This is a genomic window from Pseudomonas sp. FP2338 (assembly GCF_030687515.1).
GTDB classification, from domain to species: Bacteria; Pseudomonadota; Gammaproteobacteria; order Pseudomonadales; family Pseudomonadaceae; genus Aquipseudomonas; species Aquipseudomonas salomonii.
Map to the genome: position 1 here is coordinate 4440585 of NZ_CP117436.1, position 13226 is coordinate 4453810.

At 61.4% G+C, this 13226-nt stretch carries 13 protein-coding genes; 9 read left to right on the forward strand and 4 right to left on the reverse strand.

The window, feature by feature from the left end:
• Positions 1-16: 16 nt before the first annotated feature.
• Positions 17-802, forward strand: coding sequence for an outer membrane protein OmpK (locus PSH96_RS20035; RefSeq protein WP_017137852.1), 786 nt, complete (start codon positions 17-19; stop codon positions 800-802).
• A gap of 109 nt (positions 803-911) precedes the next feature.
• Here the strand turns inward: PSH96_RS20035 and PSH96_RS20040 are convergent, their stop codons facing one another.
• Complete coding sequence (locus PSH96_RS20040) at positions 912-2042, reverse strand: patatin-like phospholipase family protein (RefSeq protein ID WP_305454566.1); 1131 nt, start codon at positions 2040-2042, stop codon at positions 912-914.
• Between the two features lie 29 nt (positions 2043-2071).
• Positions 2072-3007 (reverse strand): lipid A biosynthesis lauroyl acyltransferase, encoded by a 936-nt coding sequence (locus PSH96_RS20045; RefSeq protein ID WP_305454568.1) that lies wholly within the window; start codon positions 3005-3007, stop codon positions 2072-2074.
• Between the two features lie 118 nt (positions 3008-3125).
• Here PSH96_RS20045 and minC point away from each other — a divergent pair, with 118 nt between their 5' ends.
• The 8 genes from minC to PSH96_RS20085 all read left to right on the forward strand — a co-directional run bounded on the left by minC (position 3126) and on the right by PSH96_RS20085 (position 11364).
• On the forward strand, positions 3126-3863 hold the full coding sequence (gene minC, locus PSH96_RS20050) for a septum site-determining protein MinC (protein WP_056861098.1): 738 nt from the start codon (positions 3126-3128) through the stop codon (positions 3861-3863).
• A 200-nt stretch (positions 3864-4063) separates the two neighbouring features.
• Positions 4064-4876, forward strand: coding sequence for a septum site-determining protein MinD (gene minD / locus PSH96_RS20055; RefSeq protein WP_056861097.1), 813 nt, complete (start codon positions 4064-4066; stop codon positions 4874-4876).
• A 3-nt stretch (positions 4877-4879) separates the two neighbouring features.
• Entirely contained in the window at positions 4880-5134 is a 255-nt protein-coding gene (gene minE / locus PSH96_RS20060) for a cell division topological specificity factor MinE (protein ID WP_003175252.1), read from the forward strand.
• A 95-nt stretch (positions 5135-5229) separates the two neighbouring features.
• A complete protein-coding gene (locus PSH96_RS20065; RefSeq protein WP_305454570.1) occupies positions 5230-5865 on the forward strand; it encodes an RluA family pseudouridine synthase in 636 nt (211 codons plus the stop codon).
• A gap of 210 nt (positions 5866-6075) precedes the next feature.
• On the forward strand, positions 6076-7365 hold the full coding sequence (locus tag PSH96_RS20070) for a M18 family aminopeptidase (protein WP_305454572.1): 1290 nt from the start codon (positions 6076-6078) through the stop codon (positions 7363-7365).
• Between the two features lie 209 nt (positions 7366-7574).
• Positions 7575-7751 carry a hypothetical protein gene (locus PSH96_RS20075; protein ID WP_164488409.1) on the forward strand — a complete coding sequence of 59 codons (177 nt, stop codon included), beginning with the start codon at positions 7575-7577 and terminating at the stop codon, positions 7749-7751.
• A gap of 72 nt (positions 7752-7823) precedes the next feature.
• The gene (locus PSH96_RS20080; RefSeq protein ID WP_305454575.1) at positions 7824-9989 is read left to right on the forward strand and encodes a mechanosensitive ion channel family protein; all 2166 of its coding nucleotides are present in this window, start codon (positions 7824-7826) and stop codon (positions 9987-9989) included.
• A 16-nt stretch (positions 9990-10005) separates the two neighbouring features.
• A complete protein-coding gene (locus PSH96_RS20085; protein ID WP_305454577.1) occupies positions 10006-11364 on the forward strand; it encodes an amidohydrolase in 1359 nt (452 codons plus the stop codon).
• Positions 11365-11428: 64 nt separating this feature from the next.
• On the opposite strand, the gene PSH96_RS20090 is transcribed toward PSH96_RS20085, so the two are convergent.
• A complete protein-coding gene (locus tag PSH96_RS20090) occupies positions 11429-11653 on the reverse strand; it encodes an MbtH family protein (protein ID WP_305454579.1) in 225 nt (74 codons plus the stop codon).
• An 82-nt stretch (positions 11654-11735) separates the two neighbouring features.
• Positions 11736-13148 (reverse strand): aspartate aminotransferase family protein, encoded by a 1413-nt coding sequence (locus PSH96_RS20095; RefSeq protein ID WP_305454581.1) that lies wholly within the window; start codon positions 13146-13148, stop codon positions 11736-11738.
• Positions 13149-13226: the final 78 nt, after the last annotated feature.

Consider the following 13226-nt stretch of genomic DNA (forward strand, 5'->3'; position numbering starts at 1 on the left):
ACTCGGGAGCAACCGAATGAAACCTATGTTCAAAGGCCTGATGCTGGCAGGATCCCTGCTGGCCGGCGGCCAAGCCGTGGCAGGCGATTTGTTGCAGTGGCAGAACAACAGCCTGACGTACCTGTGGGGCAAGAACTTCACCGTTAACCCACAGATCCAGCAAACCGTCACCTTCGAGCACGCCGATGCGTGGAAGTACGGCGACAACTTCCTGTTCGTCGACCGCATCTTTTACAACGGCAAGGAAGACGGCAACGTCGGCCCAAGTACTTACTACGGCGAGTTCAGCCCACGCTTGTCGTTCGGCAAGATCTTCGACAAAGACCTCTCATTCGGCCCGATCAAAGATGTGCTGCTGGCCTTCACTTACGAGTTCGGCGAAGGCGATAACGAGTCGTACCTGCTGGGCCCGGGCTTTGACTTGAACATCCCTGGCTTCGACTACTTCCAGCTGAACTTCTACCAGCGCCAGACCGAAGGCAATCGCCCGGGCGACGGCGTGTGGCAGATCACGCCGGTGTGGTCGTACACCATTCCCGTGGGCAACTCCAACGTGCTGATCGACGGGTTCATGGACTGGGTGGTGGACAACGACAGGAACGCCCGTGGCACTTACCACGCCAACCTGCACTTCAACCCACAGGTCAAATACGACTTGGGCAAGGCGCTGCATTGGGGCGAGAAGCAGCTGTATGTCGGCTTCGAATATGACTACTGGAAGAACAAGTACGGGATCGAAGATTCCGGCGCGTTCAAGACTAACCAGGACACGGCGAGCTTCCTGGTCAAGTATCACTTCTAAGCATTAGTGAAAATCAAATGTGGGAGCGGGCTTGCTCGCGAATGCAGTGGATCAGTCAGCAGATTCAGTGACTGACACACCGCATTCGCGAGCAAGCCCGCTCCCACATTTAGTTCAGCGTCAGCCCAAGGAATTTGGACAATTCCTCGCGCTTGGCCAGTGCGTCCTTGCGCCCCAATTCAATCAACTCGCTGCAATACCCCGCCTCGAACAGCAAGTAACTCAACACCCCCGCCCCACTGGTCTTGGTCGCTCCCGGCCCGCGCAGGAACAGACGCAACGCCGCCGGCAACTCTTGCCGATGCCGCGCTGCGATTTCATCGATCGGCTGGCTGGGTGCAATCACCAGCACCTCCACCGGCGCCAGCCCAGGTGCAACATGGCTGAATTGGTTCAGACGCTCCAACAACTCGATATCGCTTTCCAGGCTGTCAATGAACGTGCTGTTGAGCATATGCCCACCAATCTGCGCCAAGGTCGGCTCCTGGCCGGTATAGGTACGCTGCATCGACGGTTCATTGCCCCGCGGGTTGCCGCTCACGCCCACCACCAGCACCCGGCTGGCCCCCAAGTGCAAGGCCGGGCTGATGGGCGCGGATTGGCGCACGGCACCGTCACCGAAATATTCCTGATCGAGCTTGACCGGCGCAAACAGCAAGGGGATCGCGGAGCTGGCCAGCAAGTGCTCAACCGTCAGTTGGGTCGGCACACCGATGCGCCGATGACGCAGCCAGGCATCGATCTTGCCGCCGCCCTGATAGAAGGTCACCGCTTGCCCGGACTCGTAGCCAAAGGCAGTGACCGCAACGGCGTGTAGATGCTTATTGCGGATCGCTTCGTCGATGCCCGGCAGGTGCAGCTTGTCGTTGAGCAAGTCACGCAGTGGCGTACTGTTGAGCAGCGCCACCGGCACCTGAGCGCCGATACCCAGCAGGCTATGGATAAAAAAACGGCTGGCCTGGTGCACCACGCCCGGCCAATCGCTGCGCAATACCAGATGGCTGCGAAAGCCCTGCCAGAACGCGGTGAGGCGTTGGATGGCCGCAGTGAAATCCGTGGCGCCACTGGCCAGGCTCACCGCATTGATCGCGCCGGCCGAGGTGCCGACAATCACCGGAAAAGGATTCGGCGCCCCCGGCGGCAGCAACTCGGCAATCGCTGCCAGTACGCCCACCTGATACGCCGCTCGCGCCCCGCCACCGGAAAGAATCAAGCCTGTGACCGGTTCAGCTGGGCGCATTGCGTCACTCCCTGGAAGAAAAGTAGCGGTTACCGGCGGCGCGGTTCGTACAGCTTAGCCTCGCCGGGCGGTCGGCTCTTGAAACGCCGGTGCGTCCACAGGTACTGCTCGGGGCATTCCCGCACCGAGGCTTCGACCCACTGGTTGATACGCAGGCAGTCAACCTCGTCGCTCTCACCGGGGAAGTCGCTCAACGGCGGGTGGATCACCAGGCGGTAACCGCTGCCATCGGCCAGGCGCTCCTGGGTGAAGGGCATCACCAGCGCCTTGCCCAGCCGCGCAAACTTGCTGGTGGCGGTCACGGTAGCGGCCTGGATGCCGAACAGCGGTACGAAAATACTCTGCTTGGCGCCGTAGTCCTGATCCGGCGCATACCAGATGGCGCGGCCCGAACGCAGCAGCTTGAGCATGCCGCGCACGTCGTCGCGCTCTACCGCCAGGGAATCGAGGTTATGCCGCTCACGGCCACGGCGCTGAATAAAGTCGAACAGCGGGTTGCCATGCTCGCGGTACATGCCATCGATGGTGTGCTTCTGCCCGAGCAGGGCCGCGCCGATTTCCAGGGTGGTGAAGTGCAAGGCCATCAGGATCACACCCTTGCCATCCAGATGCGCCTGCTTCAAATGCTCAAGCCCTTCGACATGGGCCAGGCGCGCCAGGCGCGACTTGGGCCACCACCAGCTCATGGCCATCTCGAAGAAGGCGATGCCGGTGGACGCGAAGTTTTCCTTGAGCAGCCGTTTACGCTCCTTGGCGGATTTTTCCGGAAAGCACAGCTCAAGGTTGCGCGCGGCGATGCGGCGGCGATCAGCGGCCACGCGGTACATGCCGGCGCCAAGTAATCGACCAATGGTCAGCAATGCACGGTAGGGCAACTGGGTAATCAGCCACAGCAGGCCGAGTCCCAGCCATAACAGCCAAAAGCGCGGGTGAAAAAATACAGCTCGAAAACGCGGGCGATCCATTACAGATTCCGGTAAAGACAAGGGCCGCGCATTCTACAACGTTCGACTCGGCTTGCGGCCCGTGGTTGTTATCGTTATAAGTCTCGACACTTTTCGTGACAAGCCGCTTTTGCCGACCATGAGCCAAACCGAACCGCTAGACCAAGATCCCGTGTTCCAGCTGAAAGGCAGCATGCTCGCCATTACCGTGCTGGAACTGGCCCGCAACGACCTCGACGCCCTGGACCGCCAGCTCGCCGCCAAGGTCGCCCTGGCGCCGAACTTCTTCAACAATGCCCCGCTGGTCCTGGCCCTGGACAAACTCCCGGCCGGCCAGGGCGCAATTGATTTGCCCGGCCTGATGCGCGTCTGCCGCTCCCACGGTTTGCGCACCCTGGCGATTCGCGCCAGCCGTATCGAAGACATTGCCGCGGCCATCGCTATTGAACTGCCCGTATTGCCACCCTCCGGTGCCCGCGAGCGCCCGCTCGAACCGCTGGAAGGTGAAGTGAAGAAAAAACCGGAAAAACCGCCGGAACCTACGGTCAAGCCGACGAAGATCATCACCTCTCCCGTACGCGGCGGGCAGCAGATTTACGCCCAGGGTGGCGATCTGGTGGTGATCTCCTCGGTAAGCCCCGGGGCGGAACTTCTGGCCGATGGCAACATCCATGTATACGGCCCCATGCGCGGACGTGCCCTCGCCGGCATCAAGGGCGATACCAAGGCGCGGATTTTTTGCCAGCAGTTAAGCGCTGAGCTAGTGTCCATCGCAGGCCAGTACAAGGTTTCAGAAGATTTGCGCCGTGATCCGCTGTGGGGGGCCGGGGTGCAGGTCAGCCTGTCGGGCGATGTGTTGAACATCATCCGTCTTTAACGGATACTGCCGCATTTTCCAAGCATCTCTAGACTCTGATAGCAAAGCGAAACCGGCAAGACTTGTGTAGGAATAATTGGAAGTTGGCGTTTCCCCGGGGAAACCACATCTTTTTCCTACAAAGGCTGTCCGCCTGCAGCGAGTTCCAAGAGATGTTTTTCAGGGGCTGAAAAGTCCTTTTTCCTTAGGGGTGAAACACCTTGGCCAAGATTCTCGTGGTTACATCCGGCAAGGGTGGTGTGGGTAAGACCACCACCAGCGCCGCTATCGGTACCGGCCTCGCTCTGCGCGGCCACAAGACAGTCATCGTCGACTTCGACGTCGGTTTGCGTAACCTCGACCTGATCATGGGCTGCGAACGCCGCGTGGTGTACGACTTCGTCAACGTGGTGAACGGCGAAGCCAACCTGCAACAGGCCCTGATCAAGGACAAGCGCCTTGAGAACCTGTACGTGCTGGCCGCCAGCCAGACCCGTGACAAAGACGCGCTGACCAAAGAAGGCGTAGGCAAAGTCCTCGCCGAGCTCAAAGAAACCTTCGAATACGTGGTGTGCGACTCGCCGGCCGGTATCGAAACCGGTGCTCACCTGGCGATGTACTTCGCCGATGAAGCCATCGTCGTCACCAACCCGGAAGTCTCCTCGGTACGTGACTCGGACCGCATGCTCGGCCTGTTGGCCAGCAAGTCCCAGCGCGCCGAAAAAAATCAAGACCCGATCAAGGAGCACTTGCTGCTCACCCGTTACAACCCTGAGCGCGTCAGCAACGGCGAAATGCTCGGTGTTGAAGACGTGAAGGAAATCCTCGCAGTGACCCTGCTGGGCGTGATCCCCGAATCCCAGGCGGTCCTCAAGGCTTCCAACCAAGGTGTTCCGGTAATTCTCGACGACCAGAGCGACGCCGGCCAGGCGTACAGCGATGCAGTTGATCGCTTGCTGGGCAAGACCGTGGAACATCGCTTCCTCGATGTTAAGAAGAAGGGATTCTTCGAGCGTATCTTTGGAGGCAACTAAACAATGAAATTTCTCGACTTCTTTCGCGCCAACAAAAAGCCAAGTACCGCGTCGGTAGCGAAAGAGCGTCTACAGATCATCGTGGCGCACGAACGCGGCCAACGCAGTACCCCGGACTACCTGCCAGCCTTGCAGAAGGAACTGGTCGAGGTGATCCGCAAGTACGTCAATATCGGCAACGATGACGTACATGTCGCCCTGGAAAACGACGGCAGCTGCTCGATTCTGGAACTCAATATCACCCTGCCTGATCGTTAATCGAACAGGCGGCCGCCACGGCGGCTCGATCACCTTGATCCCGTTTGGGAACCGGGTGGCCGAGCCGCCGTTGGCGTTTGTTACGAGGCTGTTTAATGCCGCTGTCCACTATTCATATCCTGCATCAGGACGCCGCCGTCCTGGTGGTGAACAAGCCGACCCTGCTGCTCTCGGTGCCTGGCCGCGCCGATGACAACAAAGACTGCCTGATCACCCGTCTGCAGGAAAACGGCTACCCCGAGGCCCGCATCGTGCATCGCCTGGACTGGGAAACCTCAGGCATCATCCTGCTCGCACGGGACGCCGACAGTCACCGCGAACTGTCGCGCCAGTTTCACGACCGCGAAACCGAGAAAGCCTACACCGCCTTGGCCTGGGGCCAGCCGGAACTGGACAGCGGCAGCGTCGACCTGCCCTTGCGCTACGACCCGCCGACCAAACCCCGCCATGTGGTCGACCATGAATTCGGTAAGCATGCGCTGACCTTCTGGAGGGTGCTGGAACGTTGTGGCGACTGGTGCCGCGTGGAGCTCACGCCGATCACCGGGCGTTCGCACCAGTTACGGGTGCACATGCTGTCGATCGGCCATCCGCTGCTCGGTGATGGTTTGTACGCGCATGAACAAGCCCTGGCCGCCTGGCCGCGTCTGTGCCTGCATGCGAGCATGTTGAGCTTTACGCACCCGCAAAGCGGCGAGCGGCTGCGCTTTGAGTGCCCTGCACCGTTCTAAGCTAAAAATACGGTCAAATGTGGGAGCTGGCTTTTTGTGGCGAGCAAGCTTGCTTGCGCTGGGGTGCGAAGCGCCCCCAAAAAGCCGGCTGCAGCTGCGCTGTCGTGCGCGAGCAAGCTCCCTCGCCACAACAAGCCCGCTCCCACATTTGTTATGTGCAGTTCTCGCCATCGAACGGTAAACTCCGCGCATTGCTGTCTGGAGCTATTTATGCGCGAAGCGTTGAATCAAGGCCTGATCGACTTCCTCAAGGCCTCCCCTACTCCTTTTCATGCCACCGCCGCCCTCGCCCAGCGCCTGGAAGCGGCCGGTTACCAGCGTCTCGACGAGCGCGAAACCTGGGCCACCGAGGCCAACGGGCGCTATTACGTCACCCGTAACGACTCATCGATCATCGCCTTCAAGCTCGGTAAGCATTCGCCGCTGCAAGACGGCATCCGCATGGTCGGCGCCCACACCGACAGCCCGTGCCTGCGGGTCAAGCCCCAGCCGGAGCTGCAACGCCAGGGCTTCTGGCAGTTGGGTGTGGAAGTCTACGGCGGCGCGCTGCTGGCGCCGTGGTTTGACCGCGACCTGTCGCTGGCCGGCCGCGTGACCTTCCGCCGCGACGGCAAGGTCGAGAGCCAACTGATCGACTTCAAGTTGCCGATTGCCATCATCCCCAACCTGGCCATTCACCTGAACCGTGAAGCCAACCAAGGCTGGGCGATCAATGCCCAGACCGAGCTGCCGCCGATCCTTGCGCAGTTTGCCGGTGACGAGCGGGTGGACTTCCGCGCCGTGCTCACCGAGCAGTTGGCCCGCGAGCACGGCCTGAACGCCGATGTGGTGCTCGACTACGAGCTGAGTTTCTACGACACACAAAGTGCTGCGATGATCGGCCTCAATGGCGACTTCATCGCCGGTGCGCGCCTGGACAACCTGTTGTCGTGCTACGCCGGTCTGCAAGCCTTGCTCACCAGCGAAAACGACGAAACCTGCGTGCTGGTGTGCAACGACCACGAAGAAGTCGGCTCCTGCTCGGCCTGCGGCGCCGATGGCCCGATGCTGGAACAGACCCTGCGCCGTCTTCTGCCGGAAGGTGAGGAATTCGTACGCACCATTCAGAAATCACTGTTGGTCTCGGCAGACAATGCCCACGGCGTGCACCCCAACTACGCCGAGAAGCACGACGCCAACCATGGCCCGAAACTCAACGCCGGCCCGGTGATCAAGGTCAACAGCAACCAGCGCTACGCCACCAACAGCGAAACCGCCGGGTTCTTCCGCCATCTGTGCATGGCCCAGGAAGTGCCGGTGCAGAGCTTTGTGGTGCGCAGCGACATGGGCTGCGGCTCGACCATCGGCCCGATCACCGCCAGCCACCTGGGCGTGCGCACCGTGGATATCGGCTTGCCGACGTTTGCCATGCACTCGATCCGTGAGCTGTGTGGCAGCCATGATCTGGCGCACCTGGTGAAGGTGTTGGGCGCGTTTTATGCGAGCCGCGATTTGCCCTGACATCAGGGGCTGAATGCGGTCAAAACTGTGGGAGCGGGCTTGCTCGCGAAAGCGGAGTGTCAGTCAATTCATCTGTAACTGGCACACCGCATTCGCGAGCAAGCGCGCTCCCACAGTTGGTTTTGCATAAACCTGACCCATATCACTCCAACTTTGCATAATCCGACCTAGACTTGTCAGTATTCCCACTCCGACAAGGCCGTCGCCCCATGATCTCCATGTCTTCGTTCCACGCCATGCTCATTCCCATCATCATCGGCATGATCCTGCTCGCGACCGGCTTCAACTTTCGCGACAAGCCCGTGGGTGTGTTTGGCATGTGGATCGGCATGCTGTTGATTCTCGGCACTGTGGTTTACAAGATCCTCGCCAAACTCGCGGAATAACAAATGCACTCGCATTGGGCATAGCGGCCTCGTACACTCGGTCAACTCGTCGTTTTCAAGGTTGACCGCCTCGTGCTTTCCCGTCTGTTTGCCCTGCCCTGCTATTTTCTGATCGCCCTGCTTACGCTGCTGCCCCTTGCGCCAGCACACGCCGTGAGCCTGCCCGGCCTGCTGGGCAGCACCAACAAGACCCAACCCCAGGCCGATGTGCCGCTGGGCCAGTCGCTGGACGAGGTGATCAAGACCCTGGAAAACGACCAGCAGCGCACCCAGCTGCTGAGCGACCTGAAGAAGCTGCGCGAAGCCACGCAAAAAGCCCAGCCCGCGACCGAACAAGGCGTGCTCGGCCTGATCGGCAGCACCCTGGCCGAACTTGAATCCCAGTTTTCCGGGGCCGACAGCCCACTGGGACGCTGGTCCAACGAGGTCGACCTGGCCAAGGATGAACTCACGGCGTTGATGCTGCCGGCCACCGAATGGCTGCCGATCATTTTCGGTTTTGCGGTGATCCTGGCAGTGTGGAGCCTGCTGGCCGCCGCGCTGATCTGGCTCAGCCACCGCGTACGTGAACGTTTCGGCCTGCCCGAAGAACTGCCGCAACACCCGCGTACCTGGGACATGGTGCGTTTCGCCCTGCGTAAATTGGGGCCATGGATGATTGCGTTGATCATCACGGTTTACCTCAGCTACGCGCTGCCTTCGTCCCTGGGCAAATCCCTGGCGATGGTGCTGGCCTATGCGCTGGTGGTCGGCACCTGTTTCTCGGCCATCTGCGTGATTGCCTTCTCGGTGCTCGACGGCCCGCACCGCCACCGGGCGCTGTATATCCTGCGTCATCAAGCCTTTCGCCCGCTGTGGTGGATCGGCAGTTTTGCCGCCTTCGGTGAAGCCTTGAGCGACCCAAGGCTGGTTGCGGCGCTTGGCCCGCACCTGGCGCACACTGCCGCGACCGTCGCCAATGTGATGGCGGCGCTGTCCACCGGCGTGTTTATCCTGCGCTTCCGCCGCCCGATTGCTCACCTGATCCGTAACCAGCCGCTGTCACGTCGCCTCACACGCCGCGCCCTCACCGACACGCTCTCGATTATCGGCTCCTTCTGGTACATCCCGGCGCTGTTGCTGGTGGGTATCTCGCTGTTCGCCACCTTCCTGTCGGCCGGCGACACCAGCACCGCGCTGCGCCAATCGCTGCTGTGCACGGTGTTGCTGGTGTTGTGCATGGTGATCAACGGGCTGGTGCGCCGTCATGCGCTCAAGCCGCAACGTGGGCACAAGCGCCACGCGCTGTACTCCGAACGCCTGAAAAGCTTCGTCTACACCCTGGCCCATCTGGTGGTGTGGCTGGTGTTTATCGAGCTGGGCCTGCGCGTGTGGGGCCTGTCGATGATTCGCTTCACCGAAGGTGACGGCCATGAAGTCAGCGTCAAACTGTTCGGCCTGGGCGGCACGCTGCTGTTTGCCTGGCTGATCTGGATCCTCAGCGACACCGCGATCCATCATGCCCTCACCCGCTCGCGCAAAGGCCTGGCCAATGCGCGTGCGCAGACCATGATGCCGCTGATCCGCAACGTGCTGTTCGTGACCATTTTTATCATCGCCGCCATCGTCGCCCTGGCGAACATGGGCATGAACGTCACACCGCTGCTGGCCGGTGCCGGTGTAATCGGTATCGCCATCGGTTTCGGCGCACAGTCGCTGGTAGCCGACTTGATCACCGGCCTGTTCATCATCATCGAAGACTCCCTGGCGATTGATGACTACGTGGATGTCGGCGGCCACCTCGGCACCGTCGAAGGCCTGACCATCCGCACCGTGCGCCTGCGCGACATCGACGGCATCGTGCACACCATCCCGTTCAGCGAAATCAAGAGCATCAAGAACTACTCGCGGGAATTCGGCTACGCGATCTTCCGGGTGGCGATCCCCTTCAACATGGAGATCGACGACGCCATCAAGCTGATGCGCGATGTCGGCCAGAAAATGCGCAACGACCCACTGCAACGCCGCAATATCTGGTCGCCGCTGGAAATTCAGGGCGTTGAGAGCTTTGAGTCCGGCAGCGCGATCCTGCGGGCGCGCTTCAAGACCGCACCGATCAAGCAGTGGGAAGTGTCACGGGCGTTCAACCTGTCACTCAAGCGCCATCTGGATGAAGCCGGGCTGGACCTGGCGACACCGCGCCTGAGCGTGCAGGTGGTGACCGCCGGTACGGTGCAGGAGAAAGATCAACAACAATAAACAAGGAGAGGTCTGTATGCGTTTGAACGGTCTGACACACCAATGGGTTTTCGGCATGCTGTGCGGGCTCGCCAGCAGCGCGGTGATTGCCGCCAGCAATGGCCAGGGCAATGACCTGGAGAGTGCCCGGGAAGAAATCGCCACCCAGGCCAAAATCCTCGAACCGGCGTTGCTGGAAACCCGCCGCGATATCCACGCCCACCCCGAGTTGGGCAATACCGAAACCCGCACCGCCGAACTGGTCGCCAAACAACTGCGCGACCTGGGCCTTGAAGTCAAGACCGGCGTGGCCCGCACCGGCGTCGTCGCCATCTTGAAAGGTGCGCTGCCCGGCCCGACCGTGGCCCTGCGCGCCGACATGGATGCGCTGCCGGTCAAGGAAGTCGCCGACCTGCCCTTCGCCTCCAAAGCCAAAGGCACCTACCTGGGCAAGGAAGTCGACGTGATGCACGCCTGCGGCCACGATGCTCACACGGCAATCCTGCTGAGCACCGCGAAAATCCTCACCGGCATGCGCGAGCGCCTGCCCGGCACCGTGGTGTTTTATTTCCAGCCGGCCGAAGAAGGCCCGAGCGACTTTATCCCCGACGGCAAAAACACCTGGGGCGCGAAAATGATGGTGCAGGAAGGCGTGATGAAAGCGCCCAAACCGGACGCGGTGTTCGGCCTGCATGTCTGGGCCGGTGTGCCCGCCGGGCAGATCGCCTACCGCCCTGGCCCGACCCTGGCCAGCTCCGATGACCTGCGCATCAAGATCCTCGGCAAACAGACCCACGCCGGCCGCCCGTGGGACGGCATCGACCCGATCACCGTCGGCGCGCAGGCCATTGTCGGTTTGCAAACCGTGGTGAGTCGGCGCACCGACATCTCGTCATTTCCGTCGGTGGTGAGCATCGGCACCATCAATGGCGGCACCCGCTACAACATCATCCCCGAGTCGGTGGACATGAGCGGCACCATCCGCTCCTACGACTACGGCATTCGCCAGAAGCTGCACGCGGACGTGCGCCAGACCGTGGAGAAAATCGCCGAAAGCGGCGGCGCCAAGGCCGAAGTCACGATCATCGAAAAATACGACCCGACCATCAACAACCCGGCACTCACCGAGAAAATGCTGCCAAGCCTGCGTTGGGCGGCCAAGGATGATGTGGTGCAAGGCCCACTGGTGGGCGGCGCCGAGGACTTCTCGTTTTACGCCAAGGAAGCACCCGGGTTGTTTGTGTTTCTGGGCGTGACGCCGAGGGACCAGGACATGAGCAAAGCGGCGCCGAACCATAATCCGGGGTTCTTCGTGGATGAGTCGGCGTTGGTGGTGGGGGTGCGGACGCTGGCGTCGTTGGCGACGGATTACCTGTATACCAACACACCGCAGTAAGGCTTTATGTGGGAGATTCTATGGTTGAGGGGCAACCCTCAACCATAGAATCTCCCACAGTGTGTCAGCCAGCCAGCGCAGCGCCATCCATCTTCTGGCGCAGGCTCAGCGGGCGCATGTCAGTCCAGGTTTCTTCGATGTAAGCCAGGCACTCTTTCTTCATGCCGCTCTTGCCCACGGTGCGCCAGCCTTCGGGCACCACTTTGTAGTCGGGCCAGATGGAATACTGTTCTTCGTGGTTGACCACTACCTGAAACAGGATGTCGTCGCGGTCAAATACTGAGGTCATTGCTGTTCTCCATCGCTAAAAAACTGGCTGCGCACCACGCGCAGCACTGATATCTGTAGAAACGTACCAAGCCCGCTAAAAATTAGAGGCTGGCGACGGCTGCCGCCAAGGCGCGCCCGAAGATCTCGGCCACGCGGTCGACTTCAGCGGCGGTGATCACCAGCGGCGGCAGGAAACGCACCACGCTGCCGTGCCGGCCGCCCAGCTCGAGGATCAGGCCACGCTTGAGGCATTCGCGCTGCACCAGCGGCGCCAGTTGGCGATGCACCGGCGGGTGGCCCTGGGTATCGGGCGTGCCGTTGGGGTCGACCAGCTCAACGCCCAGCATCAGCCCGCGCCCACGAATATCGCCCAGGTGCGGGAAGTCGCGCTGCAGGATGCGCAGGTGCTCCGCCAGGCGCTCGCCCATGGCCGCCGCGTGGCCGGCCAGGTCGTGTTCCTTGAGGTAGCGCATCACCGCCGAGCCTGCCGCCATCGCCATTTGGTTACCCCGGAAAGTCCCGGCATGCGCGCCTGGCAACCAGGTGTCGAGCCAGTCGCGATACACCACCACCGCCAGCGGCAAGCTGCCGCCGATGGCCTTGGACATCACCACAACGTCGGGGATGATGCCGGCGTGTTCAAAGGCAAACATCTTGCCGGTGCGGCCAAAACCGCTCTGGATTTCATCCACGATCAAGGCCACACCGGCCTGTTCAGTGATACGGCGCAGGCCGCGCAACCAGTCAAGATCGGCCGGGATCACGCCGCCCTCGCCCTGTACCACCTCGACAATCACCGCCGCTGGTAACAGCACGCCGGCTTCCGGGTCGTTGAGCAGGTTCTCCAGGTAATGCAGGTTGACCCGCACGCCCTCGGCCCCGCCCAGGCCGAATGGGCAGCGGTAGTCATAGGGGTACGGCAAAAATTGCACGCCATTACCCAGCAGAGCGCCCAAGGGCTTTTTCGGCCCCAGGCTGCCCATCAGGCTCAGCGCGCCCTGGCTCATGCCGTGATAACCGCCCTGGAACGACAGCACCGTGCTGCGACCGGTGGCGGTGCGCACCAGCTTCAACGCGGCTTCCACCGCGTCGGTGCCGGTGGGGCCGCAAAACTGGATTTTCGCTTCCTGCGCAAGCGTTGCCGGCAACAGGCCAAACAGATCCTGGACGAATTGGTCTTTGACTGGCGTAGTGAGGTCGAGCGTGTGCAATGGCAGCTCATCGCTCAGCACCTGCTGGATGGCTGCGATCACCACCGGGTGGTTGTGACCGAGCGCCAAGGTGCCTGCACCGGCGAGGCAGTCGATAAAGCTGCGGCCTTCGACGTCTTCCACGTAGATGCCCTTGGCCCGCTTGAGCGCCAGCGGGATACGCCGAGGATAGCTGCGGGCGTTGGACTCTTGCTGGCGCTGGCGGGCCAGCAACGGGGTTTCTTCGAAGTGGTAGAGCGTTTCAACCGGTGCTGCGCCTGCATGCACCGGTGCGTCTTCGATACGGCTGGTAGCGACTGACATCTCTCGATCCCTCAATACGCGGGTAGGGGTGACCAAATGGGCGATCCGCGTATGTGCGGATTTCATGTTCTGGAGACG